Raw genomic sequence first — 22215 nt, forward strand, 5'->3', positions numbered from 1 at the left:
TTCCATCAGTCCTGATATTGTAGCTGCTGTACTGCCCACAGTTTCGTATATCGACTTTGACGCGCCCATAAATATAAGGATACACAAATGGAAATCAAACGAATTATTGGCCCGGCGATGGCCGTTGTGCTGATCATTGGAATTGGCGCCGCCGCTTTTATTTCTCATAATCGCAAAGCAGTTGATGACGCCAACAAAGCGGCTGCTGCGTCCATCGTCGAACTCAAAGGGATGATAGGTTCCGAGAAAGAATCGTTTTTCGCCGACCCTGAAGTAATTGAAGCGCTGGCCGCAAAAGGTTTTCGGGTGAAAGTCGAAAAAGTGGGGTCTCGCGAAATCGTGTCGCGCGATCCTACTGGATATGACTTCGGTTTTCCATCCGGATCTCCTGCTGCGATGGCTTTGCAAAACAAGGTAAAAGCCAGACAGGTATACACGACTTTCTTTACCCCAATGGCTGTCGCTTCCTGGAAGTTGCTGGTACCCGTTCTGGAGCAAGAGGGTATTGTAAAAATGACGGACGGGGCTTACTACATCCTCGATATGAAAAAGCTGCTCGACAAGATCGAACAAGGCGTTCGTTGGCGCGAGCTGAAAGGCAATACGGTTTATCCGACAGGCAAAAGCATACTGATCAGCTCGACGGATGTGCGTAAATCGAATTCGGCGGCGATGTATCTGGCGTTGGCGAGCTATGTGCTTAACGATAACAACGTGGTGGACGATAACGAACACGCCAACAAGCTGTTGCCTTTCCTGACTTCGCTTTTCTTGCGGCAGGGGCTGCAGGAATCCAGTTCTTCCGGGCCGTTCGAGGATTACGCAACCATGGGGGTTGGCAAAGCGCCTCTTGTCATGATTTACGAAAGCCAATTCCTGGAGTATCAGTCAAAACGCGCGCAGCCGAATGCGGATATGGTTCTGCTTTACCCGCAACCCACCCTTTATTCCAAACACGTCCTGGTGCCTTTTAATGAAAATGGCCGCAGGCTGGGAGAAGTTTTGGCTTCAGACTTAAAGCTGCAAAAACTGGCCACTCAGTACGGCTATCGCACGTCGTCACTGGAAAATTTTGCGGAATTCCTGAAAAGCAAAAACCTTCAGGCCCCTGCAACACTTGTGGAAGTGATCGACCCTCCAAGTTATGAAATACTGGAGCGGATGATTCAGTCTATCGAAAACAAATTCCAGTAAACTCGCCCTTCGAGGAACCCGATAATGTCCGACTTGCAAAATAGTGCCGAAGCACAAAATACATTAACCCCTCCCGAGGTGATCACACCGGTTGCCGGACCCAATGCCCCGGACAGGGTGCCGCTCAAAGCGGAAGTAACCGCCAAAATCGACGAGCAGATTGCGCATTACCTGGACAGCCTGATGAATGAGGATATTCAAAGCGAGAGTTTTCAGGCCAAGCTGGATTCCGCATTCCGCCTGGGCAAGGAGGAAATATCCAACGCCTCGTCGTTAATGACCGGGCGCTTTATGGAGCGTAATTTTGTCGGAATCGAAAATTCCGCCGCATTTAAATCAATCCAGTCGATGCGCGGCATGCTTGATGAGCTTAATCCGGGCAAGCAAGGCGACCTGCTGGAGAAGAACAGGCTACTCGGGGTGATCCCGTTCGGAAACAAGCTTCAGGCCTATTTCCGTAAATTCCAGTCAGTCAGAAATCAGATGCAGGCCGTGATGACCGCCATTCACGCCGCTCGAGACGACATGCAGCGCGATGCCGCCGAGATCGAGCTGGTTAAATCCAAGCTGTGGGATGCGATGCAAAAACTGAAAGGGGCCATCTACTTTGCAGAACAGATAGACCGGCAAATTGCGGCGCGCGTCGAGGAATTGAAGGCCGGCGACCCGCTGCGCGCCAAAGCGTTGGAGCAGGAGGTGCTTTTTTACGCCAGACAGAATCTGCAGGACATGCAAACCCAGATGGCGGTCAATGTGAACGGCTATCTATCCCTCGACGTACTCAAGAAAACCGCCCGTGAAATGGCGAACGGCTGCAGCCGTGTCGCGACAACCGGCATGTCGGCTCTCGCGACCGCGCAAACAGTCGCGCGCGCTACCGGCAACCAGATTCAAGTCATGGAAATGCTCACCGGCGTGAGCGACACCATCGGCGAGCTGGTTACCGAAACATCCCGGCAGCTTGGCAAGCACGTCGACAAAACAGGCGAGTTCGCATCGAATCCGTTGATCGGCATCCAGAAAATACAGGAGATGTTCGACAATACCTTTAAGGCGATGGACGCCATGGACGCCTTCCGTTCCAAAGCGATCGACGCCCTCGGCAAGAACAACCAGATTCTGAAAGAACAAATTTCCCGCTCCGAACAGTATCTCGACCGTTCCCGTTCGGCGGATGCAAAAGCTGCAATGTCGTCTGACGCAACGATAGCGGGTCCGGTTAAACTTTAATGAGGGTTCGCGATGAAAATAGTTACCCTGTTGTTTGCCTGTCTCGTATTGGTTTTATCCGGCTGCGATGAAAAAAAGGATGCCCCAAGCGGTCAGGCTGCGAAAGATTCGAATATATTGCAGGTTCTTGCCGGTTCCGAATTAAAAGATATTGAGCCCCTGCTGCCGAAGATTGCAAACGCCACCGGCATTACCGTGCAAATGCGCTATTCGGGTACGCTGGATGCGGTAGAGCGGCTTCAGTCCGGAGAAGCGGTGGATGCCGCCTGGCTGGCCAGTAACCGCTACGCCATGCTGGTGCCTGCCGTAAAGTCGCGCATCGCAGCATCCGAACGCACCATGTTGACCCCTGTCGTGCTGGGCGTCAAGGAAAGCAAGGCGCGTGAATTGCATTGGCTCAACAACAAGAGTGTGACCTGGAAAGACATCGCCGATGCAGCCAGACAAGGAAAGTTTACCTTCGGCATGACCGATCCCGCCTCATCCAATACCGGTTTTTCAGCGCTGCTCGGGCTCGCGGCAGCGTTATCCGGCAAGGGCGACGCGCTCGAAGAAAAAGATATCGACGCAAAAAAGCTGGCGTCATTCTTCGCGGCGCAGCGCTTGACCTCCGGCAGTTCCGGTTGGCTCGCCGAAGCCTATCTGAACGAACAGGACACGGTGGACGGCATCATCAATTACGCTTCCACGCTGATGTCGATGAACCGAGGCCCGGGGTTAAAAGAAAAGCTGGTCCTGATTTATCCCCAGGATGGCATTGTGACGGCGGATTACCCGATCATGCTGATCGATCCCGCCCGGCGTGACGATTACAACAAGGTGGTGAATTACATCCGTGGCGCTGAATTCCAGCAGGAGATGACAAAAACGACATTACGCCGTCCCGTTAATCCTGACGTGCAAGCGGGAGATACCTCGACCGATACTCTGGTTGAGTTGTCCTTCCCCGCCAAACTTGCGGTTGTCGATGCAATCCTGACCGCGTTCAATAATAATTTACGCTTGCCGACGGACAGTACTTTCGTACTGGATAGAAGCGGATCGATGGACGGGGAGCGCATGCAGTCGTTAAAAACGGCCATGCAAGGGTTATCCGGCGCCGACAGTTCCATCAGCGGCCGATTCGCACGATTCCGGAATCGCGAGAGAATTTTCCTGTTGTCGTTCAGCGATACGAATGGGAAGACGGAAATGTTCAACTTGGGCGTGGACGAAAAAGCAAACCGGGCGTCCTTGAACGCTATTTCCGCCAGCGTAAACGGGCTGCAGGCGAAAGGCGGCACTGCAATCTTCTCCGCCGTTCGACAAGCCTATTCCGAAGCCGCACAGCGCTGCCGTGGCGATCCATCGCGCTTTTATTCCATCGTGTTAATGACTGACGGAGAAAATAATGAAGGAATCGATGCCGTCCAGTTTGCCGACTGGTACAGCCGGCTTCAGGCAGCGGATAAGGGCATCAAAATTTTCCCGGTATTATTTGGCGAGGCCAACCCCGCTGAGTTAAACACGCTGGCGGATATGACCGGAGGACGCATTTTTGACAGCCGTAAAGCCGGCTTGCAATCCATATTCAAGGAGATAAGGGGATATCAATAATGCAACCGGTCACCTTGAAAATGAGAGGCTTGCTGTTTTTGTACAGCACGCAGAATCTGGTCGGCTGCCTGCTTGCCATGGGCGGGCTCGGGCTGTTTTTCAGCGGCTTGATTGCCGATTGGTGGTTTCCTATTGTAGTCGGCCTTTATGCGGTAGGCTGGTTCGCAGTGCCGGGCGATAAGGAGCTCGAACTGCGCATTCGAAATGAAACCACGCAGTCCGACCTGACCGAAGGCATTGAGGAATTGATCGATAAATCCCGATCGAAGTTGCCGCAAGAGGCGGTTGACCGGTTGCTGCAAATTCGCGACGTGGTTGTTGCGCTTGCTCCCAAGCTTTTTGCCGGTGGAATTGCCATGAACTCCTCCATATCGCTGGTTAATGCAGTCAACCGCGATCTGCCCGAAACCGTACAAAACTATCTGCGCCTGCCTGCGGCCTTTGCTACATTGCATGTCATTGACAACGGCAAGACGAGCAAGCAACTTCTTATCGATCAGCTCGATTTACTCAGCGGGCAGTTATCGAAGATTGCAGAAAGCGTCTACAAGGAAGACGCCGATGCGCTGGTTGTGAATGGCAGGTTCCTCCAGGAGAAATTTCATGCCGTTTCGTTTATTGGATAGGCTGAGGAAAAGACTATGAAAACTGCGTGTTGATGAAATAGCGCAACTGCACAAGCCCTGTAACTGGCGAGACGCCTGCAATGCGGCTGGATTTGATGCTGGCGGCTTCGTACATGTCCGAGCGTTCAGGTAACTTTCACCGTTTGATAGAGGATGCCCCGGATTGCAGCATACGAATGCTTCATGCCGCAGCTGAACTTTAACTGAGATTAGTACTGATGATGCAACCTAAGCGTTTCCTTTCGCCACTACTGCCGCAAGTTAAGGCGCTCAATGAGTGGTGACATGACAGGCAACCTTGCAAAAGATAACATTCATGGATGAAGTGGCAAAGCTAATGACGCCCGGATGCTTGGGGTTTTATGATCAAGCTGAAGTAACAGAGATATTTGCCTGCTTGCCGGACAAATCCATTGTAAATGTATTCACTATTATTGTGACGGAGGAAAGAAATTGTGAAGAATTAGTTGATCCAGTATTAGTTAATGAAAATAGAATAAAGCTTGATGAATTAAAGAAATGGAGCTTTGGGATAAAGCGATATACCAAACGCATATCAGATATAACGGAGGATATTTCACGGCTAATGCACGAGAATATATGGAGTGCATGCGGAATACCTTTGCAGTTAGATCGGTTGGAACATCAACCACCAAGATTTGTGGCGCCAGACTCTTTCGATGCAGTTCCTATAAATAATATACTTAAAAACAACTTCTTTAATGGAAGCTATATAGTTGAATGGTTTGATAATTCGAAGTTGCAATTGGCCTGTTTTTTTGATAACCCCCTGTTAATTCAAGAGCTTTCAGAGAAAATTCAGCGGCACATCCCTTTGTCGCTGGCAAGTGTTTCGGATCGTCTGGGTAATATTATCTTGCAGATTCCTGTGACTGTCCTTATGACAAGAATAAGGCGATTACCACAAGATAATTATTTAGAGTTAGCTGTGGCATGGCACAATAATGCCTCACCAAGAAAACTGAGGGTTACATGCGAGAGTGAGTTCGATCGCATAATAAATGGGTTTGCGTCACGTGAGTTATTAGATGGCAGTACATTGCTCCCGATGCGATACGATTATGGGTCTTACCGGTATATTGTTTGGGATGATTGCAGTGAATTAATACTTGCAATGGCTTCATCTGTATCATTTATATCCTGCTCAATATTTAATATAAATATAATTGAACCTGAGTCGCGAATTTTTGGTGTTGCCATCGGAAACGCTGAAAAAACAGAAAGAGTTAGTTTAATAAGCGTTGTAAATAACAAAGCAGGAAAGCCTAGCTCAATTGTGGATAGCACGACACAAAAAAGACTTTACCAAGATGAGAAGGAAAGACTTAAAAAACAACGGAAATTTGTAGAATTCAAGCCAGCGCCCGGAAAACAGGATGCTCAGCACGAAGAGGCATTAAAACATATTCGAGTACTCATTGGACAGTATGGGGAAAAAGGCGCATGGTTATGGGACCCTTATTTGGATATTGATGATGTATTAAAAACATTATTTTACTGCCCATTTTTCCACGCTGATTTGAGAGCGCTTACCAGTCTTAAAACACATTCAGATTGCGACAAAAAAACAAACAAAATATCTCAGCTAGAACAGCAACGAGAAGCACTAAAAAGCCTGAAAAGCAATTTTCATGGGTTAAAGCTTGAATTTCGCGCACTCATAGGTAGCGTCGGATGGGAGTTTCATGACCGATTCCTGATTTTCCCTGAAACACAAAATGGTACGCTGGCCTGGTCTTTGGGAACATCAGTAAATAGCCTTGGTAAAAACCATCACATTTTACAACAAGTTGACGATGGGCAACTTATCGCAGATTCATTCTTGGAAATATGGAATCAGCTTTGTTCACCTGAACAGCTTATATGGAAACGCTCATGAGCGATTATCAAGGGTGGTTGTCATCGCTGGCACAAGAAGCTAAATCGATAAAGGTGGGCAATATTAAGCTACCGGATGAGTTACTAAATACCTTGGAACAAACCTCGGTTTTATGCCTCAACAATCATGCTACACACGAATCATTCAATATTTTACAAGCGAATTACAGCTTTATTGAAATACGAAAAGACTCCTCGCTTTTAATTTCCGATGAGCAAAAATATCAGTCAATAACGCTTTTGGCATGGCTAATACATAGCATTGATAAGTGGCGAAAAAATTTAGATTCAGAGCGCAGAATGCTTTTGGGGCTGTTTATCGTATCATGCTTTCTTGATGATAGAGACGGAGGTCTGTGGAAAGTTTTGCCATGCTATACTACAATAAATACCGAGCTTCTTGATGAACTACAGCTTATAACATCAAACCTCGCATCCAACGTTTCTACAATAGGTGAGCCACCGATATGGGAGCGTGAATCTGTAGAACAATTTCAGGTTGCTATAAACAATAGAGACTGGCTGACTATCAGTAATTTGTGGAATAGACTTAAACAGGCATCGCTACCATTATTTTTTCAAACTCAAATTATCAGGCTACTGGCTCATTATGACTCTAGTAGATTGCGTAATGCCTTTATTAATAGTAAAGATATACCGATATTAATGCATTCAATTGATGCATTAACCGTAGAGCAGGCATTAACCTTAGGCGCATACAGCGATAACCCATACGTAGAATTTTCAGCAGTACATGGTGCCCTGTCAAAAATAGGGGCCTCTCGCGACTTTATTCAAAACGAGCAAAGTATGCTGGTAATGGTTTTAAACAAGGTTTCCCGTGATGTTTTGCGTTTCAACAACTGGATGGATGTGTTTAACGCATACCCGCTTCGTTATCCGGCATTACAGACAGCATTGGGTTTATTTTTAGCCCAATCAGAGGGGGGTAGTATCTTTGATGCTTATATAAATTCTATCGCTTTAAGCAAGCTTGGGCTGGATTTTCAATCAAACAAAAGCAGAGCTCTGGTTGCGAAGTGTCTTGGCATATTTTGCAAAAGTGCTGATATCGAAAAAAGAAAAAATCTATGGAGAAAAGCATACGAGCGATGGAGTGAATGGAACTTCGAAGTTAATACTATGGACTCGCACATTTTCTCAGTCGTCGTCTCTGATCTTGATTTTGCCCTCATTGGATATTATTTGGAGTGCATGACTCACAATGATAGAATCGCATATAAAACCGATGTACTACAAAAACTAAGAGTATCTTTCTATCAATGGTATAGATCTACGTCAGATCTAATTACCTGTGTGAATAGACTGATTTCACATATGCAGCCTGTTGCGCACGCGATAATTATTCAACACAACTCAAGTGAATTATGGCTAATGGATGGAAAATATGATATACCTGAACAATTCAAGGATAACGCATACATAAAAATGATGCTTGAAGTATAATTGCATACTTGATATGTTGATACGTTAATTTCGATTATTCAACTCAGCATAGCAATAGTGATTTAAAAAAATTATAAGTTGCACATCTGATAACGGAAGATATTAACAGAGAAAAAATGAACATCGAACGCCTGATGCAACGCATCCGCCTGGGCGAAGACTCCACGCTGGAACTGAAACAGCTGGTGATTCGCGAAAACGGGAAAAGCATCGAACCGCACCCCGACAGCCTGGCGGACGAACTGGCGGCCTTGGGCAACGCCAATGGCGGTATGCTGATACTCGGCATCGACGACAAAACCCGCGCGGTCACCGGCATTGCGCTGGAGTATCTGGATCGGGTCGAGGCGTGGCTGACGGCGATCTGCAACGACCGCATCAAGCCGCCGCTGGATGTGGTGACTCACCATGTCGAATTGCCGGACGCCGATGGCCAACTACGCCCGGTTATCGTGGCGGAGGTGCCGCAAAGTCTGTGGGTGCATCAAAGCGGCAACGGCTATTTTCGCCGCGTCGGACACGCCAAACGTAAACTGGAGCCCGATGTTCTGGCGCGCCTGTTTCAGCAGCGCAGTCAGGCGCGTATTATCCGGTTCGAGGAGCAACCGGTGTTTGACGCGGGTTACACGGATTTCGATCCGTTGCTGGTCAACCGTTTCACGCGTGAAGATCAGGACGATGCGCAGATTCAATTGCAGCGGCTGCACCTGTTGCGTAAAACGGATGGCGGGCTGCGCGCCGGCGTTGCCGGCGTGTTACTTTGTACCCTGACGCCGCATCGCTGGTTGCGCAATGCCGAAATCATCGCGGTCGCTCACGATGGGCTGGTCAACAACCCGGACGATCAGGTCGATGCACAGGAAATCCGCGGGCCGCTGGACCGGCAGATTTGGGACGCCATCCATTTCGTGCAGCGCAATATGCGCACCCCGGCGCGCAAGGTTCTTGGGCGCATCGATTATCCGCAATACGATCTGGCTGCGGTGTTCGAGGCGGTTGTCAATGCCGTTGCGCATCGCGATTATTCGCGCGACGCGCAACGCATACGCCTATTTATGTTCAGCGACCGCATGGAAATCTATACGCCCGGCGCATTACCCAATTCCATGACTATCGAGTCGATGGCCAGCATTTCCGCGCCGCGTAACGAGGTTATCGCCAGCTTGTTTGCCCAGTATTACCCGGTCGAGGAGCCGTTGTACGGCAAAAACCAGCTTATGGACAAGCGTGGCGCGGGTGTGCGCATGATACTGAAACGTAGCGAGGCGCTTTCAGGCAAGCGTCCGCTTTATGAAAACCTGGGAGACATGGAACTGAAACTGACTATTTTTGCCGCGCCGCCACCCGAAAGAAATGCCGGGTGGCAGGCAATACCATCATCCGGCATGCGGATTGGCAATGACGATTAAACAACTCCAAATCACCGCCATCGTTTGCGTCATAATCGCCTACCCATTTATCAGCGCCTACGCGATAAATGAAGGATGGCACCGGCTGATTCTGGCGCTGATTGTGGCGCTGAGCGCCTTTCGCGCGTTTCGTGCCGGGAAACCGGCCATGCGCATGCTTTTCGGCGCATCGGCGCTGTTTATCGCCATAGGTGCGGTTGTAGCGGAAACGCTGACCACCCGGCTGATTCCGTCCATCGTTTATCTTTCGCTGGTCGCGCTGTTCGGGTACACCTTATGGCATCCCCCATCCTTGATCGAGCGCATGGTGCGGCTGCAGTTCCCCGAGTTCAAGCCGGGCATAGCCGAGTATCTGCGGCAGCTTACCGTGCTTTGGCTTGTGTTTTTTATCGTGAATGCCATAGTGGGCATCATACTGGCGTTGTTCGCCGATGAAAGGGTGTGGATGGCGTATACCGGTTTCTGGGTTTATCTGCTGATGGCCTGTCTGGTCATCGGCGAGTACATTTACCGTCCGCATCGTTTTCCAGGGCTGGAGATTCCCCCGCCGTGGAGCAGCCTCGAAAGCATCGTGCGTGACGGATATAAAATTTTTCAGGATTTGCGTAAATGAATAGAGGATTTCTGTGTTGCACGCCGTTTGTGTTGTTTATCGCGTTGTTGCTGCCTCACAGTAGCAGCGCGGACGTTACGCCTTCGTCTGATGCGGAGCCGCCAAGCGTAGCCTCTAAACCGGGGAATGCCGGCAATACCGCGAAGATGCTGGAGCATTTTCGCCAGATGGCGGCAAGCGGCTACCATTACGAAGAAACCCGTGTACTGGAGTTGGTGGAAGCGCCCTGGCATGGCAGCGGCTACCTGCTTACCGATACGGACGGCACGCTGGTAAAGCTGCAACTGTCGCCGGAGCGCATCATCATGGCGATAACCGCGCAGCGCATGTATTACTACGCAGCCGCGCAAGGGCAGCGCTATTCCGCGCCGCTGGATTTTTCCGATCCGATGATAGCGCAGGTCGGCACGTTGCGGGCGGTTTTGCAGGGACATACGGCGGAGCTTTACGCGGATTATGATATCGCCATAGATCAGCGGGAGACTGAGTGGCTGCTGCGTCTGACCGGAAAATCCTCCTCCAATGCCGGTCTGCTGCTCGAAGTGTCGGGCGACGATGCAAAACCGCAGCGTAAAATCATGATCCGTCAGCCGGACGGCGAAAAAAGCGAATATAGGATGCTGCCGGCTTCCGAACGTCAGGTTGGAACCAACGTGGCGCGTCTGCTGGCGGAAGCGGCGGGAGAATAAGGTGTCCTACGTTTGGCGCAGACGCTGTTTTTTATTGCTGCTGCCGTTGTTTCTGATGGCCGCTTTTCTGTTTACGCGTGTAGAAACCGACCTGAACGCTTTTTTCACGGCCACCAGCGGCAAGGATGCCGCTTTGCTCGCCAGTTTTTTACAATCGGGAGAATTATCGCGCCGTTACCTGATTACGGTGGAAGAACGGCCCGAAGCAGCAGCCGGAAATACCGGGACTCCCGCGCAGTCCGGAGCAGAAACATTCGCGCACGCTTATGCGCAGGCGTTGGCCGCGTTGCCGGAAGTGGAGCGGGCATGGCCCGCCAATCGTCCGCCGCGCGAATGGATCGCCGCGGTACAGGCTTATGCGCCGTATTATGCGCGAATTTACAGCCTGCAGCCGGAAGCGGAGCAGGAGTTGTTCGATCCCGCGCGTCTGCAGGCAAGAGCCGACGGCTTGAAGCAGGCGCTGTTGTCGCCGCAAGGCGGGTTCATCAGGCAGGTCGCTAAACAAGACCCGCTTTTGCTGTCCTTGCAGGGCTTTAGACAGTTACAGGACCGGCTGAATACGCCGGCGGAAAACAACGCGAAAGTGTCCGGGCTGATCCTGCAATCGCGCGCGCCGGCGCTGGACACCGCTGCGCAAGCGCAGCTGCAGACGCTGATCCGTCAACGCTTCGATGAGCTTAACGCAACGATGAACCATGCTTATCGCCTGGACATGACCGGCGTTCCCGTATTCAGCGTGATCGCGCACGATCAGATCAATCAGGATGTGATGTCGGTTTCCACGGTGTCCACCGTCGGCGTGGTCCTGCTTTTCCTGCTGCTGTTCCGCTCCCTGTCCGCTTTGCAAAGCGTGATGCTGATCGTGCTTGCGTCTTACGGCGTCGGCGCGGTGGCGACTACGCTGGTTTTCGGCGTTACGCACAGCCTGACTCTGGCCCTGGGTTCCAGCCTGACCGGCGTCTGCGTCGATTACCCGATGCATGTGCTCGCCCATGCGTCGCAGCGCCGCGGCGAAAATCCGGGCCTGGCGGTACGGCTGGTCTGGCCCAGCCTGTTTATCGGCGCCCTGACCACCGTTGTCGGCTATTGCGCCCTCGGACTGAGCGGGTTCCCCGGGTTCAGGCAGATCGCCGTTTTCGCCAGCGCCAATATTCTGGCGACGCTGGCGCTGACGCGCTGGGTGTTGCCGGCCTTGCTGACCCGCGCCGCCCTGCATCCGCCGCACATCGCGGGACTCGACGCCTGGCTCGGGTTTTGCCGCCGCTATCGCCGTGCGTTGCTGGCGTTGTTAATGACCGGTTTATTCGCGTCGCTTGCGCTGCTGCCCCAGGTGCGCTGGCTGGATAATCTGGAAAATATGATGATGGATATGAGCGCGCTGAAGCAGCGCGATCAGGACATCCGCAGCCACTTTACCGGCATCGAGCCGGGCCGTTTCGTGGTCGCGCAGGGCAAGGATCTGGAAACTGCCCTGCAGCAGTCCGAAGCCGCCGAGCTGCGGCTGCGCAAACTAAAAGAAAGCGGAGCGCTCGGCGAATTCTACGGCCTTTATCCATGGCTGGTTTCGGCGCATCTGCAGCAAGACAATATCGATCGCTACAACCGGGCGGTCGACAGCGAATTCATTGCCGCGTGGCGGGCGGCCCTGCTCCATGCCGGGCTGTCCGCGGACAAGCTGGCGCCAAGCGCGCAGCCGGCAGCGGCGCTGCGCCCGGATTTCGCTTTGTCTCCGGAGGTAAGGCAGATACTTTCCGGCCAGATCATCGAACAGCCCGAAAGCGTCGCATTGGTCATTTGGCTGGGCGACCACGATACCGCCGTTGTAAGCAAGGCGCTGGAGGGTTTGCCGGGCGTGCGATATTTCAGCCATCACGATCTGTTGAACGATCTGGCCAGGGATTACCGGGACCATTCCCTGGTTATGCTGGGTTGGGGACTGCTGCTGATTTATCTGCTGCTGTGGCTGCGCTACCGGCAACTGAAAAAAGCCTGGTTCAGTATGCTGCCGGCGACGCTTGCGGCGCTGTTTATCTTTGCCGCCTGGGCGGCGCTGGGCCAGGAAGTCAGTTTTTTGCATGTGATGTGTCTGCTGCTGGCGGTATCGATTTGCGAGGACTATGGCATTTTCTTCCTCGACAACGGCGGAAAGGATATTAACGCCACCTATCAGGCCATCGGCGCGTCGATGCTGACGACCGCCGTTTCCTTCGCCGCGCTGGGGTTGGCGGAAAACGCCACCTTGCGCATCGTATCGGTGGCGGTTACCTTCGGCATCGTGTTGGGATTTTTGCTGTGTCCGCTGTTGATCGGAGCGGATGCCGAGACATCAACGTCTAAATCCGAGTAGTTACCGTTGAACTTTTGATAACTACTCAGTGTAAATCGATGAAGATGGAGCGAGGTGAGTCTGTCTTCGCTTGGATGGCTGCGATAGTCGGACTTCCGGGATTTGCAGCGTGCTTTGAAACGATCGACAGTTTACTCGTATCAATGTAAAGCGATGTAGCCGGCTCAGGAGTCTTCGACACCCACCGCAACTTGCTCGCGCGCAATGGCGCGATAGCCGATATCGTGACGGTAGTAAGCGCCTTCCCAATGTATCTTCGAGGCGAGATTGTAGGCGCTACGCTGCGCTTCCCGGACGCTGTCGCCAAGTGCGCAGACGCACAGCACGCGTCCGCCCGAGCTGACGATATGGCCGTCATGGCGTTTCGTACCGGCATGGAATACGCGTGCGTCGGGGCCGGTGTCTTCTTCCAGGCCATGAATGATATCGCCGCTGCGATAACCGTCCGGGTAGCCTTTGGCCGCCATGACTACGCCCAGGGCCTTGCGTTCATCCCATTCGATGGTATGAGCGGCCAGATTACCGGAAGTCGCCGCCATGCACAGGTTGACCAGATCGCTACGCAGACGCATCAAAATAGGCTGGGTTTCGGGATCGCCGAAGCGGCAGTTGAATTCCAGAACTTTCGGCGCGCCATCCGGCGTTATCATCAGTCCGGCATATAGAAAACCGGTGTAAGGCGTACCGTCCTTGATCATGCCCCGTAACGTTGGCTCGATAACCAGCTGCATGATGCGAGCATGCAATTCCGGCGTGATAACCGGAGCGGGCGAATAGGCGCCCATGCCGCCGGTATTCGGCCCCAGGTCGCCGTCATCCCTGGCCTTGTGGTCTTGCGATGTCGCCATCGGCAGCGCATAAGCGCCGTCAGCCATGACGATAAAGCTGGCTTCTTCGCCTTCGAGAAACTCCTCGACGACGATACGGCAGCCGGCATTGCCGAACGCATTGCCGCTCAACATGACTTCGGCCGCGGCCAACGCTTCTTCATGGCTATGGGCGATGACTACGCCCTTGCCGGCAGCAAGTCCGTCCGCTTTGACAACCAGCGGCAGCGCGTGTTCCTGAATATAGGCCTTGGCGTCGTCGATACGCGTAAAAGTTTGAAATGCCGCTGTGGGTATGCCATGACGTTGCAGAAAGCGCTTGCAGTAATCCTTCGAACCTTCCAGTTGCGCGGCGGCCCTGGTCGGGCCAAAGCAAGCCAGGCCGGCGGCGCTGAATTCGTCGACGATACCGGCTACCAATGGCACTTCCGGCCCGACGATGGTAAGGGATATGCCGTGCTCTTGTGCAAAATAGCGTAATGCAATTATATCGTCAGCGGGAATGGCGACATTTTCAACACCTTTCTCGACACCGGTGCCGGCATTGCCAGGCGCAACAAAAACCCGGCTGACAAGAGGGCTTTGAGCCGCTTTCCATGCCAGGGCATGTTCACGACCGCCACTACCTACAATCAAAACATTCATACAGAGCCTTAATAGTGAAGAGGTAATCGGAGTTATACTTTTATCCTGAATATTATAGCTAGATTTTCAGGCCTTCATCGCGCTTAGTCTGCAGGATCGGTTAAAATCCAACCATGCAGCGTTTATCAGGTCATCATCCATGAAATATTGTAGCGAATGCGGCGTATCCGTCCGCAGGGAAATCCCAGCCGGCGACGATCGTTTAAGGCATGTGTGTAATGGTTGCGGACGCATTCACTACCATAACCCACGCATTATTGCCGGTTGCGTGCCGGTTTGGGAGGAAAAGGTGCTGTTGTGCCGCCGAGCCATAGAGCCGCGTCATGGCTATTGGACCTTGCCGGCCGGGTTCATGGAAATGGGCGAAACGCTGGCCGAGGCCGCACGCCGCGAAGCGATGGAAGAAGCAGGCATCGACGTCGAACTGCACGGCGTGCAAAGCATATTCAGCCTGCCGCAATTCTCGCAGGTGTTTACCTTCCATTATGCCTGCATGAAGGATGAAACCCATGCGCCCGGCATAGAAAGTCTGGAGACGCGGCTGTTCGAGGAAACGGAGATTCCCTGGGATGATATATCCTTTACCAGCGTGCGCCGTTCGTTGGAACTGTATTTCAGCGACAGGAAACTATCTCTGAGGCCGCTGCACGAAGAAACGCTCAGCAAAGGATAACAGCGGCTTTATCTGCCCCGCGTAATTTCTTCCAGCGCGTCGAGGATTTTCATCGCTTCGAAACTATCGCTACCGCAGGTTTCCGTATTGGGCTGGAATGAGCCGCATACCCTGGGTCGTCCGGACTGCCCAAAAATCAGGCATAGATTATCCTGACCCAGTTGCACGCAACGCGTGCCGGCCGGCTTTCCCTCCGGCATGCCGGGTATGGCGCTGCTGATGGACGGCGCCACACAGCACGCGCCGCAGCCGGCCCGGCAATTCATTGTTTCTCAAAGCTTATAAACGACGGAGGCAATGCGGCTGTGAGCGCGTCGGCGACTTGCATGCGGGCATCGTCTGTATAGGGCAACGGCTGGAATTTCCCCCAGACGGGAGCAGGCCAGGCGGCATCGTGCCGATAGCGCGCTATATGGTGCAGGTGCAGTTGCGGGACGACATTGCCTATCGCGGCGATATTCAATTTATCGGCTTTGAAAACCCGCTCCAGCGCGCGCGCCAGCACCGACGATTCCTGAATCAGCCGGCGCTGGTCGTCATCGGCAAGCTGATGTATCTCGGTCAGTTCCGGGCGTTGCGGCACCAGGATGAACCACGGATAGCGGCTTTCGTTCATCAGCAGCAAACGGCACAACGGAAATTGCCCGAGTTCGAAACAGTCTGCCGCCAGTTGCGGGTGCAATTCAAACGCATTATTCATGGTGCGGTTTTCCGGGTAACGAACATGGCGTCGCCATAACTGAAAAAGCGGTAGCGCTGTTCCACCGCGTGGCGATAACAGCGCATGACATGCTCGTAACCGGCAAAAGCGCAGACCAGCGTGAGCAGCGTGGATTCCGGCAGATGGAAGTTGGTGAGCAGCGCGTCAACGCAGTTGAATTCGAAGCCGGGGCGGATAAACAGGTCGGTATCGCCGCTGAAAGCCTGCAGTTCGCCGCCGCGCGCGGCTGTTTCCAGCACGCGCAACGAGGTGGTCCCGACCGCAATTACCCGTCCGCCGCGGGCCATGGCTTCCTGTATGGCGCTGACGGCTTCCGCCGTGATTTCGCAGTATTCGCTGTGCATGACATGCTCGTCCAGGTTTTCCACCTTGAGCGGACGAAAAGTGCCGCTACCGACATGCAGCGTTACCTTGACCAGCCGGATTCCGGCTGCGGCAATATGCTCCAGCATGGCGTCGTCGAAATGCAGACCCGCTGTCGGCGCGGCTACCGCGCCGGGTTGAGCGGCGTAAACGGTTTGATAGCGCTGTGCGTGATCGGTACCGCTGTTGTCGGGCGCTATGTATGGCGGCAGCGGAATCTGCCCGATTTTTTGCAGAATATCCAGTATCGGCGTTTCGGTGTGGAAATCGAGAATAAATAAATCGTTGTCGCGTCCGACAACCTCGCATTCGATGCCTGCATCGAAAATCAGCCGGGTTCCGCTACGCGGCGTTTTGCTGGCGCGCACCTGCGCCGAAACCCGGAAAGGCGTCAGTATGCGCTCCACCAGCATTTCGATCCTGCCGCCGCTGGCCTTGCGTCCGTAAAGGCGCGCGGGAATGACGCGCGTGTCGTTGACGACCAGTACATCGGTTGCTTTCAGCAACGTGAGAATATCCTGAAACATCAGATCCCGGTAGCCGCCGCAGAGGCCGTCCAGATACAGCAGGCGCGACGAACCGCGCCGCTCAGCCGGCGCTTGCGCGATTAACGAAACATCCAGTGGGTAATAGAAATCACTTTTTTTCATTGCGCGCGCAGTTTTCCCGTCAGGTGGCGAATTTTAAGGTTAACAGGCGTTTCCGGCGAGCGGCGCAGCGCCAGGGAAACGGTGTGATGCGGGTCGATATTGTAGTTTCGCAACGCCCACTCTTCCGGCGATCCCCAGTCCGGGCCATCGAAGGCGACAGAGACGTTATCCATGTCGCAGTGAAAAGATTTCAAGTCCATTTGCAGGCCGAGCCCGGTTGTTTTGGTTATCGCCTCCTTGAGCGTCCACAGCCGTATAAATTCATGGCGAAGCCGTTCTTCCGGCAATCCGCGCAGCCAGCAAGCTTCTCGTAAGGAAAGAAACCGCTCGGCAATAGCCAGCGGCTGCAGCCGGCGCAGCAGCGATTCCGCATCGACGCCGATTTCCACGCCCGGTTGTGACTTGCCGACGGTTAATGCGCAGACCGCCATGCCGTGGGTATGGCTGATGCTGAAACGGGGCGGATGGTCTATTCCCAATTCCGGGTCAACTTCGGGGCGTCCGGATGAGTTATTGCGGAAACGCCAGGATAACGGCGGCAGGCCGTGAAATTCGGCCAGTAACAGGCGCAGCAGGGCGTGAGCCGCAGCGTAGGACCAGCCATCCCTGGAAAAAGCAAAGCGGGCTGTGCGTTGCCGCTCTGCTACGTCAAGCAGGTCAGGATCAATCTGATCGAATGGATTTTTCGCAGCGTCCGCCGCCAGTGTGCAGAGTATGATGTTCAACGAGTAAATATTGAATAATAACAGATAGAGTGAAATCTGAGTTTATAAAATTGCTGTTTTTTTGTTTATTCTATGTCGATAGAGTAGAATTGCAAATGAAGCTTTGATATACTGGAATGATGATGCCGGGGTGGCGAAACTGGTAGACGCGCCAGACTCAAAATCTGGTAGTGGTGACACTGTGTCGGTTCGATTCCGACCCTCGGTACCAATTGATTGTTTCATGCCGTCTCATCGAGACGCAAAACCCGCAAGCTATAAGGCTTCGCGGGTTTTTTATTGTCTCATCCCGTCTCATGCGGTAGCATCCAATACCGTATACAAACACGGTATAAATTACGGTGTTGGCGCATACCGTAAAAAACGATACCGTAAATCACGGTAAATGCCATGCTGACAGACATCCAAATACGCAAAGCCAAGCCCCAAGGGAAGCCCTACAAGCTGGCTGATTCTCACCAGCTTTTTATCCTGGTCAACACAAACGGCAGCAAACTATGGCGTTTTGACTACAGTTTCGACGGCAAGCGTAAAACGCTGGCGCTCGGTTCTTATCCTATAGCGTCCTTGTCCGACGCACGCACTCGGCGCGATGAGGCGCGGCAACTGCTGGCGCAAGGCGTCGATCCTGCTGCGCAACGCAAGGCGGCAAGAGCGGCAAAGGACGAACAGGCCGCAAACAGCTTTGAAGTGATAGCGCGAGAGTGGTTTGAGAAGCAAGCACCAAGCTGGGCAGATACCACGCTGATACATGCCAGAAAACGGCTTGAAAGCGATCTGCTGCCGGATTTAGGCAAAAAGCCGATTACCGCGATCACTACCCGCGAGTTACTGGAGACGCTTAATAAAATAGTGCAGCGCGGCGCTACCGATACCGCGAGCCGGGCGCGATCCGATTTAACACGTATTTTCCGCCATGCGATCCTGACCGGCAGGGCCGAATATAACCCGGCTTCGCAGCTTGTCGGCGCATTGCCGACCGTACCAGTAAAGCATCGGGCTACCATTGTGGAACCCAAGGATGTGGGCGATCTGTTACGGGCCATAGATTCATATCAAGGTTTACCTTATGTTCAGGCCGCTTTCAGGTTGGCACCGCTGGTATTCTTGCGACCGATTGAATTGGCTCAGGCTGAATGGTCTGAGTTTGATCTTGATGTCGGAGAATGGCGTATACCCGGCGAGCGTATGAAGATGAACAGCCGCCATATCGTGCCATTGTCCACGCAGGCTGTGGTTATTCTGCGTGAACTTTATCTGTTTACTGGAAACCAGAAGTATTTATTCCCCCACGCACGCAACAAAGGCCAGCACATGAGCCGCGAAACGATACGCGCGGCACTCGTGCGTATTGGTTATGGGCCGAATAGCTCAACGCCTATGACGGCGCACGGCTTCAGGGGTATGGCTTCAACGCTGCTTCATGAGCAGGGCTGGCCGTCTGACATGATCGAGCGCCAGCTTGCACATGCCGAGCGCAATAAGGTCAAAGCAGCGTACAACCACGCCGAACATCTGCCGGAGCGCCGCCGTATGATGCAGGCTTGGGCGGATTATCTTGAGCGATTGAAAAATGGCGCTGTTGTTGTGATTTCGTTTCGGCAAAAAACTGCTTCATAAGGCAGCGTCTTTAGAAAACTTGCTCAAAAGTTTGGAGACAACTTTGGAACTGATTTCCAATTTGTGTGCAATTTCGTTCAGGCTCAATCCATCTCGATTCATTTGCACGGCCTGAATATATTTCTCGGATAGAAGGATACGAATGAAATTGTATTCACTCAAAATACTGGAAACGTATTGGGAGGTAACTTCAATTTTTTCAGCGATTTCTTTCTGGTTTAATCCCTTTCGTTTCATTTCAACTGCCGTAATGTAATGGTCAACAAAAACCGGACACCTGTTCAGGCAGCGTTTCTATAAAATTCCCGCTCGAATTCGAGTGGGGACTGGTAGCCCAATGTTGAGTGTGGTCGAAGGCCATTATAAAAAGCCAAATAATCGATCACACTCAGTTTTGCCGCCGCTTGGGTCTTGAATTTTTCGTAGTTGAGCTGCTCATGCTTCAAGCTGCGAAAAAAACGTTCGGTCGGCGAGTTGTCCCAGCAGTTCCCTTTGCGGCTCATACTCTGTTCCATCTTCATCACGTCTAAATGCCGGCGATATTCCCTGCTCGCATACTGGCTGCCACGATCCGAGTGATGCAACAGACCGGGTGGCGGTTTGCGGCGCCAGAAGGCCATTTGCAAGGCCTTGACGCACAGCGAGGCCCGCATGTGATCATCAATCGCCCAGCCCACGACTTGCCGGGAAAACAGATCGATGACCACCGCGACATAAAGCCAGCCTTCTAGGGTCCACACGTAGGTGATATCTGTCGTCCATACTTGATTGGGCTTGCCAACCTGGAATTGCCGGTCCAAGCGGTTGGGCGAAATGGCCTCGTTATGGTTGCTATCGGTAGTGACTTTAATTCGCCTGGGATAGCGCACCTTCAAGTTTAAATCTCGCATGATGCGCCGCGTTTTAAAACGCCCAACGACAAAACCTTGTTTTTGCAGTCGATCCGCTAAACGACGCGAACCAAAGCACTGTTTATTGTCGATGAAAATCTGCCTCGCTTTCTCGGCAAGCTTTTGATCTTGTTGATCCTTATCACTGTCCTGCGGGGCTTTTAACCACTCATAATATGCACTGCTACTCACCTGCATCACTCGGCAGAGCACGGTCACTGGATACGTCTTCTGTTGCGCCTGAATAAACCCGTACTTTATTCGGCTTCTTTCGCAAAGAAGACTGCGGCCTTTTTTAAGATTTCACGCTCCATGCGTAATTGTTCAATTTCCTTGCGCAAACGAATCAATTCATCGTGATCCCCCAGATTCAAGCCTGGCTTTTTCGTCGCAGACTCATTGCCGGAAGGCTTGCGTTCCGCCCGCACCCAGCGTCCCAGGGCACTTAATGATATGCCCAAATGATCGGCAGCCTGGTTCAGGCTGTAGCCTTTTTCAAGAACCAGCTGGGCGGCATCTTGCTTAAATTCCAGACTGTATTTGGGGCGCTTGTGTTTTTTCTCGTTTGTCTTCATGCTCACCTCTGCTGACAGTATAAATTCTGCCTTTGGAAGTGTCCGGGTTCATTAAACCATTACATAATACATTTATCAGATAAGCGGATGCGAACGAAGTTATATGCAAAACGCCTAATGTCCTGATCTTGATCTCTATCAAAGCCGAATGAATAGTGCAAAACTCGTTTATATTCCATAATTTTTTTATGAAAGTTATCTTTGTACTCTCTAATGTCGTTATTGTATTTTTTCTCATGTGAGTCATGCACACTACATAATCTGAGACTAAGTTTCTTCCCCTGCCCCTCTTCTCCTCCTTCTTGATTTTTTTGTTTAATACTTAATGAAGCAGGGCGTTTTTCCTCGACGGCTTGGGAAAAAGCAGAAAGACGCCAGCAGAGCTCACAATAGGGGTAATGCCTCTTATCCACCTTATATCGCAATGTTCGCCTGGATTCTCCAAGCTCTGGATCGATTATCAGGCCGATATTTTGTTTTCTTTCGCAACCGGGGGTAGATAAAAATTCTACTAAAAAAAGTAAAGATTCCATTGTCTCTACAAAATCTTGTGGTAGACGATCTTCATGCAAGAAATCAGGTAAGGAATAAAAAACTTTAGTTGTTCGTATAGTCGCTCTCAGACTATCCTCCATCTCTTTCAGATTCGATTTTGCAGCAGAGGAAAAACCGGCAGGGAAAAGATTAGACTTACGGGTTTTTCTCAAATAATCTTTGACCGCTGGGTCAATGTGTTTTTGCACAAGACTCCACAGTGGATATGTCTTAGATGTCAAAGAATAAGAAGGGGTGGAGTCATATTCGTCAGCGAATGCTAGTAACGCGTCTGCAATTTTCGTATCACATCTACCTAATGGATGGCAAAAATAGGCGGCTTTCGATTGAACTGGCTGTTTTTTGTGCCGTAGTAAATAAGGGTAAATAGATTCGCGAATAGACTCGCGTAACTGTTCGTTGGGTGGTTCGAATTCATAATCTGAGAGCACCTGAAGAGTATTTTTTCTTATGTATAATGCTGGAGCGTCCATAAATGGAGAGAATCCACCTTTAGTACAGAGCAATATATTAACGACCAATCCAATGAGTGTGACTTGCGCTTCAAATTCGCCTATACATTCTGTGTTTTTCAACTTTGAATCTAAACTGGCTATTATTCGCATTACTTCGGCAGCACGGTCAGCGTGAGACTCATCTATCTTTTCTATCGATTCGCCTATGCGATCTCGCCAAACCTGACCATCGGAAGTGAGCCAAACTCCAAGAGAGTTGGGGGCATTGAACGCCTTCTGGAATGTTTCACCCAAGTTATGAAGAAAACCTTCTCCATCCGTCATCGCTCGCAGCCCTCCCGGAAAAAACAACCAAATATTACATATTTCCGTTCTTACTTGTCGATAAAAATTACGCATGATGTTGCCCACCACAAGTAGTGGCATACAGTCGCATGGAGACGCAA

At 51.8% G+C, this 22215-nt stretch carries 21 protein-coding genes and 1 tRNA gene; 13 read left to right on the forward strand and 9 right to left on the reverse strand.

Features of this window, described 5'->3' with window-relative positions:
• Positions 1-87: 87 nt before the first annotated feature.
• The 10 genes from F6R98_RS06395 (at position 88) to F6R98_RS06440 (ending at position 13070) form a co-directional block, all read left to right on the forward strand.
• Positions 88-1194: a hypothetical protein gene (locus tag F6R98_RS06395; RefSeq protein ID WP_153248277.1), complete on the forward strand. Its 1107-nt coding sequence runs from the start codon at positions 88-90 to the stop codon at positions 1192-1194.
• Positions 1195-1218: 24 nt separating this feature from the next.
• Positions 1219-2424: a toxic anion resistance protein gene (locus F6R98_RS06400; protein ID WP_153248278.1), complete on the forward strand. Its 1206-nt coding sequence runs from the start codon at positions 1219-1221 to the stop codon at positions 2422-2424.
• A 12-nt stretch (positions 2425-2436) separates the two neighbouring features.
• Entirely contained in the window at positions 2437-4020 is a 1584-nt protein-coding gene (locus F6R98_RS06405) for a vWA domain-containing protein (protein ID WP_153248279.1), read from the forward strand.
• On the forward strand, positions 4020-4646 hold the full coding sequence (locus F6R98_RS06410; RefSeq protein ID WP_153248280.1) for a hypothetical protein: 627 nt from the start codon (positions 4020-4022) through the stop codon (positions 4644-4646). Before F6R98_RS06405 ends, F6R98_RS06410 begins: the two co-directional genes overlap by 1 nt.
• 316 nt (positions 4647-4962) lie before the next feature.
• On the forward strand, positions 4963-6546 hold the full coding sequence (locus tag F6R98_RS06415) for a VPA1262 family N-terminal domain-containing protein (protein WP_153248281.1): 1584 nt from the start codon (positions 4963-4965) through the stop codon (positions 6544-6546).
• The gene (locus tag F6R98_RS06420) at positions 6543-8012 is read left to right on the forward strand and encodes a hypothetical protein (protein ID WP_153248282.1); all 1470 of its coding nucleotides are present in this window, start codon (positions 6543-6545) and stop codon (positions 8010-8012) included. The genes F6R98_RS06415 and F6R98_RS06420 overlap by 4 nt, the downstream gene beginning before the upstream one ends.
• Before the next feature lie 116 nt (positions 8013-8128).
• Entirely contained in the window at positions 8129-9421 is a 1293-nt protein-coding gene (locus F6R98_RS06425; protein ID WP_153248283.1) for an ATP-binding protein, read from the forward strand.
• Positions 9411-10034: a COG4648 family protein gene (locus F6R98_RS06430; protein ID WP_153248284.1), complete on the forward strand. Its 624-nt coding sequence runs from the start codon at positions 9411-9413 to the stop codon at positions 10032-10034. Before F6R98_RS06425 ends, F6R98_RS06430 begins: the two co-directional genes overlap by 11 nt.
• Positions 10031-10723: an outer membrane lipoprotein carrier protein LolA gene (locus tag F6R98_RS06435; protein WP_153248285.1), complete on the forward strand. Its 693-nt coding sequence runs from the start codon at positions 10031-10033 to the stop codon at positions 10721-10723. Before F6R98_RS06430 ends, F6R98_RS06435 begins: the two co-directional genes overlap by 4 nt.
• A 1-nt stretch (position 10724) precedes the next feature.
• Complete coding sequence (locus tag F6R98_RS06440) at positions 10725-13070, forward strand: MMPL family transporter (protein WP_153248286.1); 2346 nt, start codon at positions 10725-10727, stop codon at positions 13068-13070.
• A gap of 164 nt (positions 13071-13234) precedes the next feature.
• On the opposite strand, the gene purD is transcribed toward F6R98_RS06440, so the two are convergent.
• On the reverse strand, positions 13235-14542 hold the full coding sequence (purD, locus tag F6R98_RS06445; RefSeq protein ID WP_153248287.1) for a phosphoribosylamine--glycine ligase: 1308 nt from the start codon (positions 14540-14542) through the stop codon (positions 13235-13237).
• Positions 14543-14681: 139 nt separating this feature from the next.
• On the opposite strand from purD, the gene F6R98_RS06450 reads away from it, so the two are divergent.
• The gene (locus F6R98_RS06450) at positions 14682-15215 is read left to right on the forward strand and encodes an NUDIX hydrolase (protein ID WP_153248288.1); all 534 of its coding nucleotides are present in this window, start codon (positions 14682-14684) and stop codon (positions 15213-15215) included.
• A gap of 8 nt (positions 15216-15223) precedes the next feature.
• Here F6R98_RS06450 and F6R98_RS06455 read toward each other — a convergent pair whose 3' ends face one another.
• The 4 genes from F6R98_RS06455 to F6R98_RS06470 are packed head-to-tail and all read right to left on the reverse strand — an operon-like array spanning position 15224 to position 17674.
• Positions 15224-15481, reverse strand: a complete 258-nt coding sequence (locus F6R98_RS06455; protein ID WP_153248289.1) for a YkgJ family cysteine cluster protein — start codon at positions 15479-15481, stop codon at positions 15224-15226.
• Positions 15478-15915, reverse strand: a complete 438-nt coding sequence (locus F6R98_RS06460) for an HIT family protein (protein ID WP_153248290.1) — start codon at positions 15913-15915, stop codon at positions 15478-15480. Before F6R98_RS06460 ends, F6R98_RS06455 begins: the two co-directional genes overlap by 4 nt.
• Positions 15912-16949 carry a tRNA preQ1(34) S-adenosylmethionine ribosyltransferase-isomerase QueA gene (gene queA, locus F6R98_RS06465; RefSeq protein ID WP_153248291.1) on the reverse strand — a complete coding sequence of 346 codons (1038 nt, stop codon included), beginning with the start codon at positions 16947-16949 and terminating at the stop codon, positions 15912-15914. Before queA ends, F6R98_RS06460 begins: the two co-directional genes overlap by 4 nt.
• A complete protein-coding gene (locus tag F6R98_RS06470; RefSeq protein ID WP_153248292.1) occupies positions 16946-17674 on the reverse strand; it encodes a 4'-phosphopantetheinyl transferase family protein in 729 nt (242 codons plus the stop codon). The genes queA and F6R98_RS06470 overlap by 4 nt, the downstream gene beginning before the upstream one ends.
• A 124-nt stretch (positions 17675-17798) precedes the next feature.
• Here F6R98_RS06470 and F6R98_RS06475 point away from each other — a divergent pair.
• Together F6R98_RS06475 and F6R98_RS06480 are read left to right on the forward strand one after the other, a co-directional pair.
• Positions 17799-17885: transfer RNA gene (locus tag F6R98_RS06475), tRNA-Leu, on the forward strand.
• Between the two features lie 179 nt (positions 17886-18064).
• Entirely contained in the window at positions 18065-19294 is a 1230-nt protein-coding gene (locus F6R98_RS06480; protein WP_153248293.1) for a tyrosine-type recombinase/integrase, read from the forward strand.
• Here F6R98_RS06480 and F6R98_RS06485 read toward each other — a convergent pair.
• The 4 genes from F6R98_RS06485 to F6R98_RS06500 are packed head-to-tail and all read right to left on the reverse strand — an operon-like array spanning position 19289 to position 22168.
• Positions 19289-19531 (reverse strand): hypothetical protein, encoded by a 243-nt coding sequence (locus tag F6R98_RS06485; RefSeq protein ID WP_153248294.1) that lies wholly within the window; start codon positions 19529-19531, stop codon positions 19289-19291. The two genes, F6R98_RS06480 and F6R98_RS06485, sit on opposite strands and share 6 nt — an antisense overlap.
• A gap of 44 nt (positions 19532-19575) precedes the next feature.
• Complete coding sequence (locus tag F6R98_RS06490) at positions 19576-20445, reverse strand: IS3 family transposase (RefSeq protein ID WP_153247699.1); 870 nt, start codon at positions 20443-20445, stop codon at positions 19576-19578.
• Complete coding sequence (locus tag F6R98_RS06495; protein ID WP_153247700.1) at positions 20442-20759, reverse strand: transposase; 318 nt, start codon at positions 20757-20759, stop codon at positions 20442-20444. The genes F6R98_RS06490 and F6R98_RS06495 overlap by 4 nt, the downstream gene beginning before the upstream one ends.
• Positions 20760-20818: 59 nt before the next feature.
• A complete protein-coding gene (locus tag F6R98_RS06500) occupies positions 20819-22168 on the reverse strand; it encodes a hypothetical protein (protein WP_194270171.1) in 1350 nt (449 codons plus the stop codon).
• Positions 22169-22215: the final 47 nt, after the last annotated feature.

It is taken from the genome of Candidatus Methylospira mobilis (assembly GCF_009498235.1).
GTDB lineage: Bacteria > Pseudomonadota > Gammaproteobacteria > Methylococcales > Methylococcaceae > Methylospira > Methylospira mobilis.

Bases quoted from the DNA above. Each gene is read 5' to 3' on its own strand.
- F6R98_RS06500 (WP_194270171.1), bottom strand. From the start codon at position 22,168: ATGCGTAATTTTTATCGACAAGTAAGAACGGAAATATGTAATATTTGG.
- queA (WP_153248291.1), bottom strand. From the start codon at position 16,949: ATGAAAAAAAGTGATTTCTATTACCCACTGGATGTTTCGTTAATCGCG.
- F6R98_RS06495 (WP_153247700.1), bottom strand. From the start codon at position 20,759: ATGAAGACAAACGAGAAAAAACACAAGCGCCCCAAATACAGTCTGGAA.
- F6R98_RS06415 (WP_153248281.1), top strand. From the start codon at position 4,963: ATGGATGAAGTGGCAAAGCTAATGACGCCCGGATGCTTGGGGTTTTAT.
- F6R98_RS06460 (WP_153248290.1), bottom strand. From the start codon at position 15,915: ATGAATAATGCGTTTGAATTGCACCCGCAACTGGCGGCAGACTGTTTC.
- F6R98_RS06450 (WP_153248288.1), top strand. From the start codon at position 14,682: ATGAAATATTGTAGCGAATGCGGCGTATCCGTCCGCAGGGAAATCCCA.
- F6R98_RS06400 (WP_153248278.1), top strand. From the start codon at position 1,219: ATGTCCGACTTGCAAAATAGTGCCGAAGCACAAAATACATTAACCCCT.
- F6R98_RS06430 (WP_153248284.1), top strand. From the start codon at position 9,411: ATGACGATTAAACAACTCCAAATCACCGCCATCGTTTGCGTCATAATC.
- F6R98_RS06405 (WP_153248279.1), top strand. From the start codon at position 2,437: ATGAAAATAGTTACCCTGTTGTTTGCCTGTCTCGTATTGGTTTTATCC.
- F6R98_RS06435 (WP_153248285.1), top strand. From the start codon at position 10,031: ATGAATAGAGGATTTCTGTGTTGCACGCCGTTTGTGTTGTTTATCGCG.
- purD (WP_153248287.1), bottom strand. From the start codon at position 14,542: ATGAATGTTTTGATTGTAGGTAGTGGCGGTCGTGAACATGCCCTGGCA.
- F6R98_RS06425 (WP_153248283.1), top strand. From the start codon at position 8,129: ATGAACATCGAACGCCTGATGCAACGCATCCGCCTGGGCGAAGACTCC.
- F6R98_RS06485 (WP_153248294.1), bottom strand. From the start codon at position 19,531: ATGAAACGAAAGGGATTAAACCAGAAAGAAATCGCTGAAAAAATTGAA.
- F6R98_RS06455 (WP_153248289.1), bottom strand. From the start codon at position 15,481: ATGAATTGCCGGGCCGGCTGCGGCGCGTGCTGTGTGGCGCCGTCCATC.
- F6R98_RS06395 (WP_153248277.1), top strand. From the start codon at position 88: ATGGAAATCAAACGAATTATTGGCCCGGCGATGGCCGTTGTGCTGATC.
- F6R98_RS06420 (WP_153248282.1), top strand. From the start codon at position 6,543: ATGAGCGATTATCAAGGGTGGTTGTCATCGCTGGCACAAGAAGCTAAA.
- F6R98_RS06410 (WP_153248280.1), top strand. From the start codon at position 4,020: ATGCAACCGGTCACCTTGAAAATGAGAGGCTTGCTGTTTTTGTACAGC.
- F6R98_RS06480 (WP_153248293.1), top strand. From the start codon at position 18,065: ATGCTGACAGACATCCAAATACGCAAAGCCAAGCCCCAAGGGAAGCCC.